This is a genomic window from Variovorax sp. P4_D9, from assembly GCF_056401695.1.
Genome location: NZ_JBFUIU010000112.1, coordinates 1 through 17,094, shown reverse-complemented (window position 1 = coordinate 17,094; position 17,094 = coordinate 1). Strand labels below are relative to the sequence as shown.

The window sequence follows — 17,094 nt, the reverse complement described above, 5'->3', positions numbered from 1 at the left end:
CCTCGCAGCCCGGCGTCAGCCGGCAGATTCGCGAACTGGAGGACGAGCTCGGGCTAGCCCTGTTCGCCCGCGCCGGCAAGCGACTGACCGGCCTGACCGCGCCCGGCGACCATCTGCTGCCGATCATCGAACRGGTGCTGCTCGAAAGCCACAACCTGCGTCAGGCGGGGCAGGAGTTCCTGGCCCAGGAGCGTGGCTCGCTGTCGATCGCCGCGACCCATTCGCAGGCACGTTACGCGCTGCCGGTCGCGGTGCAGGAGTTCCGCGGCAAGTTTCCCAACGTGCAGCTGCACCTGCGGCAGGGCTCGCCCAAGCAGGTGGCGCAGATGCTGCTCGACGGCGAGGCCGACGTCGGCATCGCCACCGAGGCGCTGGCCGACTACCCCCAGCTGGTCGCGCTGCCCTGCTACCGCTGGACCCACTCGGTCATCGCGCCGCCCGGGCATCCGCTGCTCGACGGCCCGCTCACCCTCGAGCGGCTGKCGCGCTTCCCGCTGGTCACCTACGACGCCGGCTTCACCGGTCGCACGCGCATCGATGCGGCCTTTGCCCGCAACGGCATCCAGCCCGACTTCGCCATCACGGCGATGGACGCCGACGTGATCAAGACCTATGTCGAGCTCGGCATGGGCGTGGGCATCGTCGCCGGCATCGCCTACGAGACCGAGCGCGACACGCAGCTGAGCGCGGTCGATGCCGGCCACCTGTTCGGCATCAACGAGACCAAGCTGGCGGTGCGCCGCGGCAACTACCTGCGCGGCTATGTCTACGCCTTCATCGAGTCCTTCGCGCCGACGCTGCCGCGCGCGGAGGTCGAGGAAGCGCTGGACGGCAGCGGCACCGAGGACGCCTCGGTGCCCGACGCGGCGCTGGCGCATTGAAGCGCGACAACCGGCTGCGCCTGGCGCTTCAGGCCATGCGCGGCAGGCAGGCTTCCAGCTTCAACGCCACTGCAGCAGCAACGACCAGGGCTGGCGGCTCATGTGACGATCGACGCAGCCGACCTGGGCGGCACCGCAGCCATCGGGCAGGTAGCTCGGGTCGAGCAGCGTGCTGCCTGGGGCGAAGGCCAGCCTGCGCAAGGTGACCGACTGCAGCACATTGCCGCCGATGGCATCGAATCCCTGGGCATCGACGCTGACGACGACATCGCAATGCATCGGCAGCCCGCCACCGCCGATGCGCCGTGCGGCCAGCACCTCGCCGATCTTCTCGAAGCTGTCGAGGCCGGCGTCGGCACCCCGCGCCTGGCAGATGAGGTCGCCGACGCGCGGCGAGGTGCGCGTGATGTCGCAGGCGCGCATCGTGTAGGCGGTCGGGCGGCCGGCCGCTTCGTCGCTGCCGGCTTGCCATGCCGCGCCCGCATGGGAGGCATGGGCCTCGGAGAACTGGAACTCCTCGGCGCCGAGCCCGGCTTCGCGCGCGAGCCAGCTCACGAAGGCGGCGGACCAGGGCGTGTCGATCACGGCGACACGGTCGATCGCGGCCTGGGCGGCGCGCAGTTCGTGCGATTCCAGACCCTGGTCGGGCCCGACGCCCAGGCCCTGCAGCCGCGCATTCGTGGCCTGGTTCAATGCCTGCGTCAGGAGTTGCCGATCGGCCGGCCGCAGGGCGCCGAATCGAACCAGCGAGGGCAGGCCACCTGGCTCGGGATCGACCGCGCGCCAGTAGCCGAGCACCCGCTCCCAGGGCGCCGACGACCACGGCCGGGAGCGCACGCCCTCGGCCTCCGAATGACCCGATTCGGTCAATCGTCCCTCGGCATCCATGGCCTGGCCGCCGAAGGCCCGATGCTCGCGCCGCGCGGCGGCCGCCATGGCCAGCGCACGGGCTGGCGCCGGTGACTGCGCGGCGGTCTCGAGGCAGCGTGAAGCGGCCGCGGCACCCAGCGGCGCGGCCAGCGACAGGAGAGCAGCGGCGAGCGAGAGCAGGAGCCGCAACGCGGGTAGGAAAACCATGTGGACCCAAGCATAGCCCGCACGGCCGGAGGTCAGGCGTCCGCTATGTCCCCTGCTGCCGATGCGATGGTTCGCTTGGCGATGTTGATCAGGTGAATCTGGCTCGTCCCCTCGTAGAGGCGAAACAGCCGCACATCGCGGTAGAAGCGTTCGGCCACGTTGCCCGCGATGTATCCACTGCCGCCGAAAACCTGCACCGCCCGATCTGCGACACGGCCGCACATCTCCGATGCGAACAGCTTGCACATCGACGCTTCCATCGTCACATCGGCACCCTTGTCGCGCTTGCGCGCGGTCTCGAGCACCAGCGCGCGCGCCGCATGCACCTCGGTGTTGCTCTCCGCGATCATCTGTTGAACCAGCTGGAAGTCGCCGATCGGATGACCGAACTGTCGACGCGACTGCGCGTGCCGCGCCATTTCCTCCACCAGCCGGATGGCGGGCCCCACGCACAGGGCGGCCAGGTTGATGCGCTGTTTGTTCAGCGTCCTCATGGCGATGCGGAAGCCCTGGCCTTCGATTCCGCCGACGATCGCGGAGGCCCGGACCCTGACCTTGTCGAGCCTGACCTCACCGACCGGCGAACCGTGCTGCCCCATCTTCCGGTACGGCGGCGATGTCGACAAGCCGGGCGTGCTCCGCTCGACGAGGAACGCGCTGATCCCCTTGGTGCCCYTCGCCTCCGGGTCCGTCCTGGCGAAGACCGTGAACAGGTTCGCGATCGGTGCGTTGGTGATGAAGCACTTCTGCCCGCTGATCACGAAGCTGTCGCCATCGCGCAGCGCGACCGTCTTCTGTGCCGTTGCATCGGATCCGGCATCCGGCTCGGTGAGCGCGAAGCAGCCCGTGAACTCGCCGCTGGCCAGCCGGGGCAGGTAGCTCCGCTTCTGCTCGGGGGTTCCGTCGACCACGATGGACTCGGCCGCGATGCCGGTGTTGCCGCCGAACCGGGCCCGGAAGCTGGTCGCCACTTGCGACACCTCGATATTGACGAGCGACAACTCTTCGGTCGTGAGGCCGGCGCCGCCATAGGCTTCGGGAATGCTGTGGCCGAACAGTCCGATCTCKCGCATGCGCTGAATCAGCGCTTCCGGGATCTCGTCGCTGCGATCGACCTGCTCTTCGATCGGAAGACACTCGGCGCGGACGAAGCGGCGCACTTCAGCCAGCAGGTTCGAGAATTTTTCGGGGTCGTGGATCATGGGGCCGCCGGGGCCGGCCGCTCGGCCATCACGTGGACGTTCTGCAGGCGCTTGGGGGAGATGTCGAGGGAACTCATCGGCCGCTCACAACGAAGTCTCCGATGCGCCGCCGTCGAGACGCAGCACGTCGGCGCTGGTGAAGCGGGAGCCATCCGCGTCACCGCGGCACAGTGGGCGATCAATTTCAGCGGTGACGAGCACAGGCCGTAGTTGCTGAAATGGTGCTCGGCGTACCAGGCGCCGCCGAAGCCCACTTCGTCCGCCACGCGCGTCTGCTCCACGGCGTCGCGCAGGATCTCGTGGGAGGTCTTATGCTTGTTCCGCTGCTGCATCAAAATGAAGATACCGAAATCCATCGCCGGGCTCCTGGTAGGTTTGGGTACGCGCCTTGACCTTAGGAACGGGGGGCCCGCCGTGTTCACCACGCTTCGCACACCTTCTTTGCGTTTTCCGAAATGAAGGCACTCGACTCGCTGCGGATCTTCGTGACCACCCAGAGGAAGGGAAGCCTCTCGGCCGCGGGGCGCAGCCTCAGCCTGTCGCCGGCCACCATCTCGCGCCGCATCAGCGCCCTCGAGGAAGAACTGGGCGTGCAGTTGGTGGACCGCACCAGCCGCAACCTCAAGGTCACGGAAGCGGGGCAGGCTTTCCTGGCGCACGCGGAATTGGTGCTCGAGGCCATGGCCAGGGCAGAAGAAGCCGCCCGCAACGCGAAACTGCTGCCCGAGGGGCGACTGCGCATCCACTCGCGCACGCAGATCGGCCTGCGGGTGATCGCGCCGCTGCTGCCGGACTTCGCCCAGCGCCATCAGGACATCCGGCTGGAACTCGAACTGTCGGAGCACCCGGTGAACCTGGTCGAGCAGGACTTCGACATCGACATCCGAACCGGCGAGTCCAACGATTCGAGCTTCGTGATCAAGCGTCTGCTCAGCAGTGACGAGGTGCTGGTGGCCAGCCCTGCCTTCATGAAGGTGCACAAGCGCATTCGCCATCCGCGCGACCTGCCGGAAGTGCGTTGCCTCACCTACCGGCGCGAGCAGGAGGCCACCACCTGGAAGTACATCGACGAGCAGGGACAACAGCAGGCGCTGGCGATCGAGGGCGTGTTGAGCTCGAACAACGGCGAGCTGCTGCGGCTGGCCGCGATCGACGGCATGGGGATCGCGCTGCTGTCGGAGGCCACCGTGCGCAGCTGCATCGAGGATGGCAGCCTGGTACGCCTGTTGCCCGAATACCGGTTCGCGGTGCGCGCTTTCTCCAATGGCATCTATGCGGTGTTCCGGCAGAGCCGCACGCTGCCGCTGAAGGTTCGCGCCTTCGTCGACTTCATCGCCGAGGCGCTGCGCGAACGCGACGGCGGCTGAGGCCGGCTTCGCCCGAGCGCGCAGGGCGGGAATCGCGTGCTGCAAAGCAGCTTTGCGGATGCTGCTTGCCCATGGCCGCCGCGCCCTCCTAGGGTCCCTCCGATGCACCCAAGAGACACCCCTCCACCGCCACTGCAAGGCATCCGCGTCCTCGACCTCGACCTCGGCAAACATCGCGGGCCCAGGGACCGCCATGACGCTGGGCGACCTCGGCGCCGAGGTGATCAAGATCGAATCGCTCGAAGGCGACATGTCGCGCCACACCGGCCACTTCGGCCACGCGATGCTGCGGGCCTACAACCGGAGCAAGAAGTCGATCGCGCTGGACCTGCAGCCCGGCGCGGCCGAGGGACTCGGGCTGGGCCCCGACGCCTTGCGTGCCAGGCACCCGGGACTGGTCTACGTATCGATCAGCGGCTTCCCCGCCGGCGGGCCTTCGCGGGACCGGCCCGGCTACGAGACATCGCGGCGCAGGCGGAGAGCGGCCTGATGTCGGTGACCGGCGAGCCGCAGGGCCTGCCGCAGAAGGTCGGCGCCACCATCATCGACGCGGCCACGGTGCAGGTGGCGGCCCAGGCCGTGCTGGCTGCGCTGTTCCGGCGCGAGCGCATCGGTGCCGGCGAGACCATCCACATCTCGCTGCTGGAAGTGGCGCTCAACCTGCAGCTGCCGAACTGGAGCGACTACCGTGCACGGCGTCGAGCCCACGCGCAGCGGCGACGGCCAGCCGATGAATGCGCCCGCCGCGGATATTTTTCGCACCCGCGACGGCATGGTGGTGGTCTCCGCGTACGTGCAGTCCCACTGGGAGCGCCTGTGCGAACCATCGGCTGCCCCGCGCTGGCGACGGATGCGCGCTTTCTCACCAACGAGCTGCGGGCGGCGAACCGGCCCGCCATGAAGGCGGCCGTGAGCGAACAGCTCTCGCGGTACGGCACGCGCGATTGCGTCGACCTTCTGACGCGAAACAACATCGTCGTCGGGGTGGTGCGCAGCTACAGCGACGCACTCGAGGGAGAGGACTTCCAGGCCACCAGCATGGTCGTCGACGCCGCGCCCAACGGCGATGCCGAAGGCTATCGCAGCTTCGGCCTGCCCTACGAGCTCCGCGATACGCCGCGCCCCGCGACCCGGGCGGCGCCGGCTCACGGCGCGAATACCGAGGAGATCCTGCGCGACGCGGGATTCGAGCCCGACGAGATTGCGCAGCTGCGCGAGGCTGGCGTCGTGAAGACCGCTCAGCCGACCCGCTCCACCGCGGGCTTTCTGCAGGCCGCTGCGGCTGCCCGGCGCATGACGGCCGAGCCCATTGGCCGCCAGGAAGCGGTCTTCGCCGTACAGGGTGATCGACCAGAACGCATCGGCCGGCAGGTCGCCGCCGTCCTCGAAGCGGATGCGGTACGCGTGGCGCCCATGCAGCAGCTCGCCATGTTCGTCATAGTCGGCCGGGGCGTAGATGGCTTCGTCCGCGGCCAGCGCGCCGATGCCTTTTCAAGGCGGTGGAAGCGCGCAGCATGTAGTCGTTGTCGAACCTGCCCAGTCGTGGAGAAGCGCCACGGCGCCTTGGAGGCCGTGTGGGTGTGCCCTTGGATCAGCGCGATGCCCTCCCTGTACGCAGCGCGCAGGCCCTCGATCGGGGCGGCGCGCAGCGTGGCGAGCCGGCCGTCGGACGGCAGCGCGATGTTCGCGGCCGCGAGCAGATCGAAGGGAGCGCGCTGCGACGGCAGTGGCGGGAAATCCGCCAAGGCCCGCGCCAGGTTGGAGAAGAAATCAAGCGCCGCATCGCCGCTGTCCTGCCACTGCGCCTGGCTCGGGAGCGGCGCCTGCACCGGCTCGCCCTGCACTCGGAACCCGGCTTGCATCGCATGGGCCGCCGGCAGGTCCGCCTCGTCATCCACGATCACGCGGCCGAGCAGCCAGACCAATGCGGAAGGGCAACGGACCGCTGTCGTCCCGGCCGGTGCGGCCGACGCCGGCACCTCCGGGCCCAGCAAGGCATAGCGGGCGCCTTCGGCCGGCACATTGCGCGTGCCGAGGTTGAGGAAATTGTGGGTGTAGACATCCAGCAGCTCCACCACGAAGAAGCGGCTCTGCGCCGGGATCTCGAGCAGCACCGGCCCCTGGTGAAGGTCCAGCCAGGCGTTGCTGTAGAGCAGATCGACGGTCGGCGGGTTGAAGTCCCGGTCTCGGTGCGTCCACTGCCGCATGCTGTGCGCGATCCTTTTGAACGGCGCGGCCGTGGCCCGGCTCGTTCATGGCCTGCCGCCTGCACGTCTGCAGGGCCTCGAGTAAGGGAAAGCCCGCAATCACGGCAGGCAGCGCGGCGTGCATCGCCCATCGCGCCGGGCTGCGTGAGGAATTTGCGGGGGCGGCGCCTTGATTCGGCTTGCTTTCAGGACTCATGACCTATCTTGACGGCTGGGCGCGCGTCGCCGCGTGCACGACTTACAAAGCTGCTTTGCGTTCCTTGAAGATCATCCCCTGCTGCCCGCCGATAGACTGGCCTTCAGGGACCCGAGTTCATCGCCACTGAACGAGACCGGGTCTGCGATCCATCTGCCGATCAAAGAGATAGAGATACAGGAGACAGCACATGAATTTTCGAAAACTCGTTTCCGGCGCGTTGTTCGGGCTCGGGCTCGCGCTGGCGCTGGGTCCGGCTGCCCAGGCCCAGCAGCCCATCCGAATCGTCGTCCCCTTCGCCGCCGGCGGMGGCACGGACCAGTACGTGCGCATTCTTGCGGCAGAGCTCACCAAGCGCGGCACCCAGGTCATCGTCGACAACAAGCCCGGCGCCAGCGGCATCGTCGCCGCGGACTACGTCGCCCGCTCGCGCCCGGACGGGCTCACGGTGCTCGTGTCTTCCCTGGGAACGCTCGCCAACAACACCGTCCTGTACGACAAGCTGCCCTACGACCCCAACAAGGATTTCGCGCCGGTTTCGCAGATCGGCTACCAGCCGGCAATCATCGTCGGGCGGGCCGACCTGCCCTACAAGAACATCAAGGAGATGGTCGCCTATGCCAAGGCCAATCCGGGCAAGATCAACCGGGGCTCTCCGGGCGCGGCCATTCTCACGAATCTCGCGCCGATGAGCTTCGAGAAGTCCCTCGGCATCAGCACCACGCATATTCCCTTCAACGGCGATGCGCCCGCGATCCAGGCCCTGCTCGGCGGCCAGATCGACATCCATGGCACCTCGATCACGGGCTCATTGCCCCATATCCGCAGCGGCAAGCTGCGGGTGCTCGGCGTCATGGACAACCGCAGGCTCCCGCAAGTGCCGGACGCGCCGACGTTCAAGGAACAGGGCTACGACCTCGAGGCCGTCCTGTGGTATTCGTTCTCGGTCCCTTCAGGCACCCCGAAAGAGGCGATCGAACGGCTCAATCGAGCAGTCAACCAGGTGATCGCCGACCCGGAATTCGTCGCGCGGGCCCAAGCGATCGGGATGGAGCCGCGCGGCGGCACCCCCGAGGAGTTGGCAAAGTTCGTGCGAACCGAGTCGGACCGCTGGCTGCCGCTGCTCCAGAGCCTGAATCTGCCGAAGCAGGCGCAATAGCGCTTGAGGAAGGCAGCCAGATCGCTTGTGAACTTGAACGGGTTCTTGAACGCGAGGAATTGATCACCCTGCTCCGCGCCTGAAGCGTTGCAATGAACCTGGAATGAGGCAGGCTGGATGGGATCGACGCAACGCATTCGAAAGTCAGCGGGTATCCGATGCACTCAGGCGGACTGAAGCCGTGCAGCCAAGCGCTCCAGCAGAACGGGATGGGGCTCATGGCCCACACCAGGCGCGATGTCCACTGTGACTTCAGTTTCCAACTGAAGCAGCCGGGCCTGCGCGGCCTGCGCCAGCCTTGCTGGCATCACCGGATCGGCGCCACCATGCAACAGATGAATTTCCGCTTCTGATCTGCGCTCCGGCAGCGTGGCGAATCGCCCTGCGAAGGAAACGATCCGCTGCGCAGGTGGGTCCGCGAGCTTGGTCGATTCGAGCGCCATGATTGCCCCCTGCGAGAAGCCGGCGATCAACGTGCGCTGGCGTCGACGCCGGCAACCTGCTGCCAATGCCTCACGCTCGCCACGAACGCCGGCATGGCCGCATCGACGCGCGCCTGACGGTTGTCCTCCGTCACATCGCGCACCGAGAACCATTGCAGCCCACTGGAAACGTCGGAAGGCTCGGGCGAGGCGACGCTGACGACCAGGGCGGCACTGTCGCGGCTGGCGAACCAGCGAGCAATGCCGAGCATGGACTGGGGCACGGAACCGACGCCGTGCGTGAGCAGGACGAGCCGTTCAGCCGGGCTCTCGGGTTGTTGGACGATGATGGATGTAGATGACATATCTGTTTTCGGCGTGTGCGATGAGATCAAGCCAGCGGCCCGGCGCAGGGCAAATCGCCGAAGACGTAGCCTTCCATTGAAAGCACGCCGTAGGTCACGCCGCCGTCGATGACTTCGACGGCTTCGTCCGCACCGCTGGCGCCGGCGGCTATCAGCAACGGCAAGTAGTGCTCGTCCGAGGGGTGGGCGCGGCGGCTGTGCGGCGCACCACGAAAGTCGACCAGTGCTGCCTCATCGTGCGCAAGGGCGGCATGGCGCGCCCACTGTACGAACTCGCGCACGTAGTCCTCGGGCGCCTCGGTCTCCGACTGCCGGAACTCGTACAGGTTGTGGGTGAGGCTGCCCGAAGCCATGATCAGCACGCCGTGATCGMGCAAGGGCGCCAGCGCGCGACCCAACGCCAGCGCGTCGGCCGGGCGCAGCTCGATCGGGAGCGACAGTTGGAGCACCGCCAGCGACGCCTCGGGCAGCATGTGCAGCAGTGGCACCCAGGCGCCATGGTCCAGCCCCTGCTCGTCCACCAGGTGCGTCGATAGCCCGGACTGCGCCAACAGCGCAGCAACCTCGCGCGCCACCGCCGGCTCTCCGGCGACGGGGTACTGCAGTGCATACAGCGGCGCCGGGAAGCCGCCGAAGTCGTGGATGGTCTCGGGCCGGACGCTGGCACTAACGCGCAGGCCGCGCGTGCGCCAGTGCGGCGAGACCACGAGGACGGCCCTCAACCCGGGCAGCGCGAGCACGCGCCTGCCGATGTCGTTCAGCAAGGGGCCGGCCCGGCCTGGTTCCAATGCGAATGTGGGTGCGCCGTGCGAGACGAAAATTGCAGGAGTTTTCACGAGAACGATCCTTGGTGCTGAGCGACCCGCGCCGCATGGCACGGGAATTTGTTTACTTGACGAGTCCGAACGGATCCTTGACCGGCCACTTGGCCGGGTCGGTGCGGAAGTCCTTGGAGCGATGTGGTTGCGCAGTGGGGCCGGACGTTCCGACTACCAACTCGCCAGCAAGCTGCACTGCTGGCACCAGCAAGCTGCCTGCTGGCATGGGTGAACTTTATTAAGATAGAACGACGAGATAAACACCCATTTGCGGCACACATTGTTTTGCCGTTCGAGACTATGGACATCCTCCAAGCCATGAAGACCTTCACTGCCGTGGTCGATGCCGGCAGCTTCGTCGGGGCCATGGAGGCGACGCAGTTGTCCAAGCCTGCGGTGTCGCGCCATGTCACCGAACTCGAGGCGCACCTGGGCACTCGCCTGCTGCAGCGCACGACGCGTCGCCTGTCGCTCACCAGCGAAGGTCAGACCTACTACCAGCGCTGCAAGGAGGTCTTGCTGGCGGTGCAAGAGGCCGAGGCCGAGGTGGGGTCCAGCACCGGCCAGGCGATGGGACGCCTTCGCATCGGTGCGCCGCAGACCTTCGGCGCGCTGCACTTGGCCGCGCTCTGGGGGCGCTTCGCCGCCGAGAATCCCCAGGTGACGCTGGACATCGTGTTGTCGGACCGCGTGGTCGATCTGGTCGAGGAAGGCTACGACCTGGTGGTTCGCATCGCGCGGCTGCCCGACTCCAATCTCGTCAGCCGCGCGCTTGCGAAGACGCGCATGGTGCTGTGCGCGTCACCCCCCTACCTCGCGCAGCACGGCACGCCCACGCTGCCGCAAGAACTCCCGCAGCACGACGTGGTCTCTTATACCTACTGGTCGTCCGGCGATGTGTGGAGCTTCCAGGGTCCCAAGGGCGAAGTCACGGTGCGCACGCGCTCGCGCATCAACGCCAACAACGGCGACACCTGCCGAGCCGCTGCGCTGGCGCACCAGGGCATCATCCTGCAACCCGATTTCCTGGTGCACGACGACCTGCGCAACGGCACGTTGGTCGAACTGATGCCCGAATTTCGTGCCGCTGAGTTGGGCATCTTCGCCGTCTATCCCACGCGCAAGCAGCTCCCGTTGAAGGTGCGGCGGCTGGTGGACTTCCTTGTTGAAGCGCTTCAGGCACCACCATGGCGCAAGGCATAGGGGGCTCCATCGATGTATCCCTCGCTTCTACCCAGCGTGTAAGGATCAGCGCACTGTCGACCTGCATTCATGAATAACATCGACGTTTCATTTTCTGAGGAGCACTGCATGCCGGTCGAGAAGCAGGCAGCGATTGAGCCATGACCCGAACGATGAAGGCGGTGGTCATGCACGCGCCGGGGGGACCGGAGGTGCTGAAGATCGAGCAGCGGCCGGTGCCGCAGCCGCAGCCGGGTCAGGTGCTGATCCGCGTGGAGGCCTTCGGGTTGAACCGATCCGAATTGTTCACCCGACAGGGTCACTCGCCAGGCGTCACGTTCCCGCGCGTGCTGGGCATCGAGGCCGTAGGCACGGTGGACGACGCGCCCGGCAAGGAATTCCACCGCGGCCAGACCGTCGCCACGGTCATGGGTGGCATGGGGCGGAAGTTCGACGGCGGCTACGCCGAATACACCTTGGTGCCCGCGAGCCAGGTGCAGGCGTTCAGCACGTCGCTGTCGTGGGCGAAGCTGGGCGCGTTGCCCGAGATGCTCCAGACCGCCTGGGGCGCCCTGTTCCGTGCGCTGCGGCTGGCCAAGGGCGAGCGCTTGCTGATCCGGGGCGGCACCACGTCGGTCGGCCTTGCCGCCGCCGCGATTGCCAAGGCGCACGGCGCCGAGGTCGGCGCGACCTCGCGCAGCGCGACCGGCGAGGCGACGGTGCGCATGGCCGGCGCGGATCGATTCTTCCTCGACGACGGCGCAATCGCCCAGACGGTGCGCGAGCAGTGGGACGGCGGCGCCGACAAGGTGCTCGAACTGGTCGGGACGACGACGCTCGCAGACTCTCTGCAAAGCACGCGCGAACCCGGCATCGTGTGCATGGCCGGCATGGTCGGCGACCGCTGGTCGCTGGCTGACTTTGCGCCGATGGACATCATCCCCACCGCGGTGTCGCTGACCACGTACTCCGGCGGCGTGTCCAACTTCATGGCGACCCCGCTGCAGCAACTGATCGACCAGGTGAGCTCCGGCGCCCTTGCCATTCCACCGGGCCGCGTCTTCCAAATCGACGACATCGTGGAAGCTCACCGCACGATGGAGACGAACACGGCCGGTGGCAAGATTGTCGTGGTCACGCGTTGATGCGGGTGGCTTGCTGAAGTCGTGGTCGCCGCTGCCGCGCACGGTCCTGCTCACGCTCGCCGTGCTCACACCACCATCGGCACCGCCGCGCCATCCATCGAAATGATGGCGCCCGAGATGTAGGCAGCGCCCGGCGAGCTCAGGAAGACCACCGCCCGGGCGATGTCCTCGGGCGTGGCCAGGCGCCCGAGCGGCGCCCGCGCCTGCGCATCGCGCAGCACTTCTTCCTCGCTGATGTTGCGCAGGCGGGCATCCGCTGCAATGCCCTGGGCCATGCGGTCGGTCAGGGTCAGCGCCGGGTTGACCGCGTTCACGCGCACGCCCAGGGGGCCGTAAGCCGCCGCCAGGCCGGCGGTCGCGAGCATCAACGCCGCATTGGCGGCACCGCCCGCCAGATGGGTCGGCGACGCGACCTTGCCGCCCATGCCAATGACGTTCACGATCGCTCCCGAACCGCGCTCGCCCATGCGCTTGATCACAGGATCCATGACGTTGATGTAGGTGAAGAACTTGGCCTGCATGGCGTCCTGCCAGGCCTGCGGCTGCAGCTCGCCGAAGGGCGTGCGGCGCGCGGCGCCCGCCGAGTTGACCAGCACGTCGACCGCGCCATCCCGGGCTTGCACGGCATCCACCATCGCCAGCGCTGCGCCGGCATCGCCCAGATCGGCGCAGTGGCCTCGCACCGCATGGCCCTCGCCCTGCAGGCCGGCGACGGCGGCTTCGACGTGCGCGGGCGTGCGCCCCACCAGGCTGACCCGCGCGCCCTCGCGCAGGAATTCACGTGCGCAGGCCAATCCGATGCCGCGGCTGCCGCCGGTGACAAGCACGTGCTTGCCGGTCAATTGAAGATCCATGGCACCTCCGAAAGATGATCTTGTTGCTCAGGCCTCCACTGTGGCACAGCCGGCCGGCAGGGGCAGCGGCACGCCCGCATCCGCGAACACCTCGCGCACCACCGACAGCGCGTTGAGCGCGGCCGGGAATCCGGCGTACACGGCCATCTGCATCACCACCTCGACCACCTCGACCGGCGTGCAGCCCACATGCAGGGCCGCATGCACGTGGACCCGCAACTGCGGCAGCGCATGGCCCATGGCGCTCAGCGCGGCGACCGTCGCCAACTCGCGTTCGCGCAGGCCCAGGCCTTCGCGCGCATAGATGTCGCCGAAGGGAAACTCTAGCAGGTAGCGGGCGAAGTCCGGGAACGACGCCGCCAGCCCTTCGGCCACCGCAAGGCCGGCCGGACCGTCCACCTGCGCCAGCAGGCGGACGCCGCGTTCGTAGCGTTCGTTGTCGATCGGTTTCGAGTTCATTGCGTCTCTCCAGTCAGGAAGTTGATGGCCGCGACTGTAAGGACGCAGCCGATCCCATGGAATGACCGATTTCGTGATACCTTTTTGGTATGTCAGGACGCCTCGATTCCCGCTCGCTCGCCCTCTTCCTCGCGGTCGCCGAAACGCTGAGCTTCCGCCAGGCGGCCGAGCTTCTGCATCTGTCGCAGCCGCCGCTGAGCCGCGCCATCCGCGAGCTCGAGCAGCGGCTCGGTGCGCGGCTGTTCGACCGCAGCACGCAGGGCGTCGAGCTCACCGACGCCGGCCGCAGGCTGTTGCCCTACGCGCGGGCCGTTGCCAGGCTGCTGCGGCAGGCCGAAGCGGAATTGGCCCCGCGCGACCTGCCGCCGACCCTGCGCCTCGGCTTGACCAGCGCGGTGGAGCCGGCCTGGTTTCGCGGATTGGCGCAGCGGATCCAGCAAAGGCATCCGGGCACGGCCGTTTCCACGCTGTCCGACAGCTCGCCGCGGCTGGTCCGGATGCTGCGCGCCGGCAAGCTGGACGCTGCCTTCGTGGCGCTGCCGACCGACGCCCGGGCCCTCGACGTGCTAGCGCTCGACCGCCTGCCGATGGTGGCCGCGCTGCCGTCCTCCCATCCGCTGGCGAAGCGCAGGTCGCTGTGCCTGTCCGACCTGGCGTCCGAGACGATTCTCTGGTTCGAGCGGGCGCGCCAGCCCGCCTTCTACGACCATTGCCAGCAGGTCTTCGCGCGCCACGGCTTCGCACCGCGCAAGCTCAGGGAGCCGGCCGATCATCACGTGCTGCTGGCCGCCGTCGCCGAGGGGCGGGGCATCGCGCTGCTGCCGAAGTCCTTCGCCGCCCTGAAACGCACCGGCGTCGCGTATCGCAAGCTGGCCGAAGGCGAGGAACTCGCCGTCGGGGTCGGCCTGGCGACGCCACGGGACCGTCCGGCGCTGCGCGACATGCTGGCGAAGGCCGGCACGCCATGAGGCCTTATCCTTCCGTCCTCCGTCGCCCCTCTCGTCTTCAACGGATCCCATGACATCGAATTCAGTGCTTTCGCGGCTCGTCGAGTTCGGCAATGCCGGGGACCTGGACACCCGAGGCACCGGCTGGTTCGTCGGTTTCAGCGATTGGACCCGCGGCCCTTCGACGGCACTGCGGCGCCGCCGGAACGACGTCGACCGGGCCGTGCATCAAGTACTTCTCGCATCCCGCGGGCCACCCGAACGGCGACGCCAAGCCGGTGAGCGAAGGCCGCACGTTGTCGATGCTGGTCGATGCGGCGAGCGAGTTCCGGATCGAGTTCTCGACGCGCGCCGACTTCGCGCCCCAGGACAGCGTGTCGCATACCCTGCGCCGCCATGGCGACTTCGTCCTCTGGGGTCCGGGCATCCATCACCGCGCCTTCGGCATCCGGCCCGCGTGCATCCTGACGGTGCGCTGGACATAGCCGCAGACTGCCCCCGAGGGATTCACCTTAGTCGGCAGCCTCTGCAGGCGCAGATCGGCTTCAGGGCTTCGCATACCCCACGGTCTGCGCCAGGATGATGCGCTGGTTGATCGGCAGGCCGAGCGCGTGCGCGAGCGCGCGTCGGTCGATCAATGCCCGCACAACAGTGCTCAACCCGGCCGCCGCGCAGTAGAGATAGACGTTTTGCGCGATGCCGCCCGCATCGGCACCGGCCAGGAAGGGGCGATCCTCCACCCGAACCTCGACCACGCGCTCGAGGTCCGCGACGTACACCAGGTTGATCGGCGCCGTGGCCACGAAATCCTGCGTCCCCGTGTACGCGGAAGTCCTGAGCCGTGACCAGCTGCAGGCGATGCGTACGCGGCCCGGTAGGCTCCTTCGGCCAGCACCACATGGACATCGATCTCCTTCCAGTTGTGCGCCGAAGGCGCCGTGCGTCCGCCCTGCTGTTCCCGGTTGAGGCCGAACGCCACCCAGAGCAGCGCGGAGAGTGCCTCCAGCGTGATCGGGTCGGGCAGGAACGCACGCGTACTGTGCCGCCTTTTGAGCGCCTGATCGAGGGACAGGTTCGGCCGCACGACCGGGGAAGGCAGCACGACGGTATCGGTTTCGAGATTCAATGGAATGGTCGGCATCGAACGACTCCTCGGCAGCATGAACCTCGCGCTGGAGGCGGGATCGGAGCTCAGGATCGCGCAGGGCCAATGCCGATGCCTTGACGCAGCGCAAGTGCTCGGCAAGGTTTCCGGAATGCGCCGCGCCGGTTCGTGGCTTGCGCCCGATCAAACGGCGACGCGACCGGTCCTCCTACCGTCGGCTTCCAGCCTTTCAGGACCCGAAGCGACGCCTTCTTCGCCACCCCAGGAGATTTCGCCATGACAGACAAGACGCTCTTGTTCGGGGAAGATGCGCGTGAAAAGATCCGCCTCGGCGTCGACCCCGCTCGCCGACCCGTCAAGGTGAAGCTCGGACCGAGCGGCTGCCGGAAGCCTACCCTTTCGGACTGTGACCAAGGAGGCCTCTCTTGTCGAACCTCATACGTATGGCCATCGGCCCGAACAGGCTCGAAGGCGAACTGTGCCTGGTGGAGCCGCCGCGCGGCATCGTCGTCTTCGCGCACGGCAGCGGCAGCAGTCGCCGCAGCCGCCGCAACATTCAGGTAGCCCGCGCACTGCAACGCAGGGGGCTGAGCACCCTGCTGTTCGACCTGCTCACCTCCGACGAGGCCGACAACCGCGTCAACGTGTTCGACATTCCCTTGCTTGCGCAACGGGTGATGGATGCCCTCGACGCCGTGTCCTCCCACGGCCGCCCGATCGGCCTGTTCGGTGCGAGCACGGGTGCGGGCGCCGCGCTGGTCGCAGCGGCGCGGCGCCCGGAGGTCGTGCAAGCCGTCGTCTCGCGCGGCGGGCGTCCCGATCTCGCCGGTGACGCCCTGGACGCGGTTCTCGCGCCGACCCTGCTCATCGTGGGCGGGTCGGACACCGAGGTTCTGGCGATGAATCGCGAGGCCCTCGGGCGTCTGCGTTGCGAAAAGTATCTCGAGGTCGTGCCGCGCGCCACGCATCTCTTCGAGGAGGCAGGCGCCCTGGAGGTCGTCGCCGGGCTGGCCGGCGCATGGTTCGTCAAGCACCTTCATCCCATCGCTTGAAAGAAACACGGGCATTGCCTTGATCCAAGTCAAGCCGCTTGGCGCCGGCGCAACTACAGTGAACCCGCTGGTGGGAAGAGGTGAGGCGCCAGTTTCTCAAAGGTGACAAGGAAGCCCGCCGCCCCGCAAGGGATGGCGGGCCTTCTTTTTTCAGCACGCCTCGTGCGCAGGGGCGGGGCAGCTTCGATGCGCTTCACGGTTCCATCGTTGAAGGAGATTCGAATGAATATCGGTTCCATCTGCACGCGGCGCATAGTTGCCGTGGACAGCGCCAGCACCCTGGTCGAGGCCGCGGGCCTGATGCGCGATCAGCATGTCGGCGCGCTGATCGTCACCAGCCAAACGCCCGAGGGCGMCTGCGTGACCGGCATCGTCACCGACCGCGACCTGGTGGTCGATGTCCTGGCGCGCGGCCTGAATGCCAACGGCATCCAGGTCGGCGAGTTGGCCAGCGACAAGCTCGCGAGCGTGCCCGAGGAGGCCGACGTCTCCGCCGCCATCGCCGTGATGGAATCCCATGGCGTCAGGCGCGCGCTGGTGATCGACAGTGCCAAGCATGTCACGGGCATCGTCTCGCTGGACGACCTGATGGACGAATGCGCCAAGGAACTCGCCGGCCTGGCGAGGGTGATCCGCAGCGGCATCCAGAGGGAAGT

19 protein-coding genes and 5 pseudogenes are annotated in these 17,094 nt (G+C 67.7%); 12 read left to right on the top strand and 12 right to left on the bottom strand.

All coding sequences use genetic code 11. From position 1 onward, the window contains the following. The coding region (locus AC1DY5_RS14795; RefSeq protein ID WP_478112409.1) for a CysB family HTH-type transcriptional regulator at positions 1 to 881 on the top strand (881 nt) is incomplete at its 5' end. Between the two features lie 60 nt (positions 882 to 941). Here the strand turns inward: AC1DY5_RS14795 and AC1DY5_RS14790 are convergent. The 3 genes from AC1DY5_RS14790 to AC1DY5_RS14780 are packed head-to-tail and all read right to left on the bottom strand — an operon-like array spanning position 942 to position 3,516. Then, on the bottom strand, positions 942 to 1,958 hold the full coding sequence (locus AC1DY5_RS14790) for a DUF2272 domain-containing protein (protein WP_478112407.1): 1,017 nt from the start codon (positions 1,956 to 1,958) through the stop codon (positions 942 to 944). A gap of 32 nt (positions 1,959 to 1,990) precedes the next feature. Next, on the bottom strand, positions 1,991 to 3,160 hold the full coding sequence (locus tag AC1DY5_RS14785; protein ID WP_478112405.1) for an acyl-CoA dehydrogenase family protein: 1,170 nt from the start codon (positions 3,158 to 3,160) through the stop codon (positions 1,991 to 1,993). Continuing rightward, a complete protein-coding gene (locus tag AC1DY5_RS14780) occupies positions 3,157 to 3,516 on the bottom strand; it encodes an LLM class flavin-dependent oxidoreductase (protein ID WP_478112403.1) in 360 nt (119 codons plus the stop codon). The genes AC1DY5_RS14785 and AC1DY5_RS14780 overlap by 4 nt, the downstream gene beginning before the upstream one ends. 99 nt (positions 3,517 to 3,615) lie before the next feature. Here AC1DY5_RS14780 and AC1DY5_RS14775 point away from each other — a divergent pair, with 99 nt between their 5' ends. The 3 genes and pseudogenes from AC1DY5_RS14775 to AC1DY5_RS14765 all read left to right on the top strand — a co-directional run. Beyond that, positions 3,616 to 4,527 (top strand): LysR family transcriptional regulator, encoded by a 912-nt coding sequence (locus AC1DY5_RS14775; protein WP_478112401.1) that lies wholly within the window; start codon positions 3,616 to 3,618, stop codon positions 4,525 to 4,527. A 193-nt stretch (positions 4,528 to 4,720) separates the two neighbouring features. Beyond that, complete coding sequence (locus tag AC1DY5_RS14770; protein WP_478112399.1) at positions 4,721 to 5,017, top strand: CoA transferase; 297 nt, start codon at positions 4,721 to 4,723, stop codon at positions 5,015 to 5,017. Further along, positions 5,017 to 5,628 (top strand): annotated as a pseudogene (locus AC1DY5_RS14765) (CoA transferase); the annotation flags it as partial. The gene AC1DY5_RS14770 and the pseudogene AC1DY5_RS14765, both read left to right, overlap by 1 nt. Positions 5,629 to 5,838: 210 nt before the next feature. On the opposite strand, the pseudogene AC1DY5_RS14760 reads toward AC1DY5_RS14765, so the two are convergent. Both AC1DY5_RS14760 and AC1DY5_RS14755 read right to left on the bottom strand, forming a co-directional pair. Beyond that, positions 5,839 to 5,946 (bottom strand): annotated as a pseudogene (locus tag AC1DY5_RS14760) (DUF1214 domain-containing protein); the annotation flags it as partial. A 479-nt stretch (positions 5,947 to 6,425) separates the two neighbouring features. Continuing rightward, a pseudogene (locus tag AC1DY5_RS14755) lies at positions 6,426 to 6,734 on the bottom strand (DUF1254 domain-containing protein); the annotation flags it as partial. Between the two features lie 386 nt (positions 6,735 to 7,120). Here AC1DY5_RS14755 and AC1DY5_RS14750 point away from each other — a divergent pair. Continuing rightward, positions 7,121 to 8,089, top strand: coding sequence for a Bug family tripartite tricarboxylate transporter substrate binding protein (locus AC1DY5_RS14750; RefSeq protein WP_478112398.1), 969 nt, complete (start codon positions 7,121 to 7,123; stop codon positions 8,087 to 8,089). Between the two features lie 164 nt (positions 8,090 to 8,253). Here the strand turns inward: AC1DY5_RS14750 and ypfH are convergent. The 3 genes and pseudogenes from ypfH to AC1DY5_RS14735 form a co-directional block, all read right to left on the bottom strand. After that, positions 8,254 to 8,876 (bottom strand): annotated as a pseudogene (gene ypfH, locus AC1DY5_RS14745) (esterase). Between the two features lie 26 nt (positions 8,877 to 8,902). Next, entirely contained in the window at positions 8,903 to 9,712 is an 810-nt protein-coding gene (locus AC1DY5_RS14740; RefSeq protein WP_478112397.1) for a dioxygenase family protein, read from the bottom strand. 52 nt (positions 9,713 to 9,764) lie between these two features. After that, positions 9,765 to 9,920, bottom strand: a complete 156-nt coding sequence (locus AC1DY5_RS14735; protein ID WP_478112395.1) for a hypothetical protein — start codon at positions 9,918 to 9,920, stop codon at positions 9,765 to 9,767. A gap of 74 nt (positions 9,921 to 9,994) precedes the next feature. Between AC1DY5_RS14735 and AC1DY5_RS14730 the strand changes: the two genes are divergently transcribed. Next, entirely contained in the window at positions 9,995 to 10,897 is a 903-nt protein-coding gene (locus tag AC1DY5_RS14730) for a LysR family transcriptional regulator (RefSeq protein WP_478112394.1), read from the top strand. A gap of 152 nt (positions 10,898 to 11,049) precedes the next feature. Continuing rightward, positions 11,050 to 12,021, top strand: a complete 972-nt coding sequence (locus AC1DY5_RS14725) for a zinc-binding alcohol dehydrogenase family protein (protein WP_478112393.1) — start codon at positions 11,050 to 11,052, stop codon at positions 12,019 to 12,021. Between the two features lie 65 nt (positions 12,022 to 12,086). Here the strand turns inward: AC1DY5_RS14725 and AC1DY5_RS14720 are convergent, their stop codons facing one another. Continuing rightward, positions 12,087 to 12,875, bottom strand: a complete 789-nt coding sequence (locus AC1DY5_RS14720) for an SDR family NAD(P)-dependent oxidoreductase (RefSeq protein WP_478112391.1) — start codon at positions 12,873 to 12,875, stop codon at positions 12,087 to 12,089. 27 nt (positions 12,876 to 12,902) lie between these two features. Next, positions 12,903 to 13,334, bottom strand: a complete 432-nt coding sequence (locus AC1DY5_RS14715) for a carboxymuconolactone decarboxylase family protein (RefSeq protein ID WP_478112390.1) — start codon at positions 13,332 to 13,334, stop codon at positions 12,903 to 12,905. A gap of 89 nt (positions 13,335 to 13,423) precedes the next feature. Here AC1DY5_RS14715 and AC1DY5_RS14710 point away from each other — a divergent pair, with 89 nt between their 5' ends. Both AC1DY5_RS14710 and AC1DY5_RS14705 read left to right on the top strand, forming a co-directional pair. Further along, positions 13,424 to 14,302: a LysR family transcriptional regulator gene (locus tag AC1DY5_RS14710; RefSeq protein WP_478112388.1), complete on the top strand. Its 879-nt coding sequence runs from the start codon at positions 13,424 to 13,426 to the stop codon at positions 14,300 to 14,302. A gap of 92 nt (positions 14,303 to 14,394) precedes the next feature. Continuing rightward, positions 14,395 to 14,766, top strand: coding sequence for a hypothetical protein (locus tag AC1DY5_RS14705; RefSeq protein ID WP_478112386.1), 372 nt, complete (start codon positions 14,395 to 14,397; stop codon positions 14,764 to 14,766). A gap of 60 nt (positions 14,767 to 14,826) precedes the next feature. Here the strand turns inward: AC1DY5_RS14705 and AC1DY5_RS14700 are convergent, their stop codons facing one another. After that, positions 14,827 to 15,084 carry a nitroreductase family protein gene (locus AC1DY5_RS14700; protein ID WP_478112384.1) on the bottom strand — a complete coding sequence of 86 codons (258 nt, stop codon included), beginning with the start codon at positions 15,082 to 15,084 and terminating at the stop codon, positions 14,827 to 14,829. A 104-nt stretch (positions 15,085 to 15,188) separates the two neighbouring features. Further along, positions 15,189 to 15,422 (bottom strand): annotated as a pseudogene (locus tag AC1DY5_RS14695) (nitroreductase family protein); the annotation flags it as partial. Here AC1DY5_RS14695 and AC1DY5_RS14690 point away from each other — a divergent pair. The 3 genes from AC1DY5_RS14690 to AC1DY5_RS14680 form a co-directional block, all read left to right on the top strand. Next, positions 15,412 to 15,666: a hypothetical protein gene (locus tag AC1DY5_RS14690; protein ID WP_478112412.1), complete on the top strand. Its 255-nt coding sequence runs from the start codon at positions 15,412 to 15,414 to the stop codon at positions 15,664 to 15,666. The pseudogene AC1DY5_RS14695 and the gene AC1DY5_RS14690 sit on opposite strands and share 11 nt — an antisense overlap. 163 nt (positions 15,667 to 15,829) lie before the next feature. Then, a complete protein-coding gene (locus AC1DY5_RS14685; protein WP_478112410.1) occupies positions 15,830 to 16,438 on the top strand; it encodes a dienelactone hydrolase family protein in 609 nt (202 codons plus the stop codon). A gap of 222 nt (positions 16,439 to 16,660) precedes the next feature. Then, a partial coding sequence (locus AC1DY5_RS14680) for a CBS domain-containing protein (RefSeq protein WP_478112382.1) occupies positions 16,661 to 17,094 on the top strand: 434 nt, incomplete at its 3' end.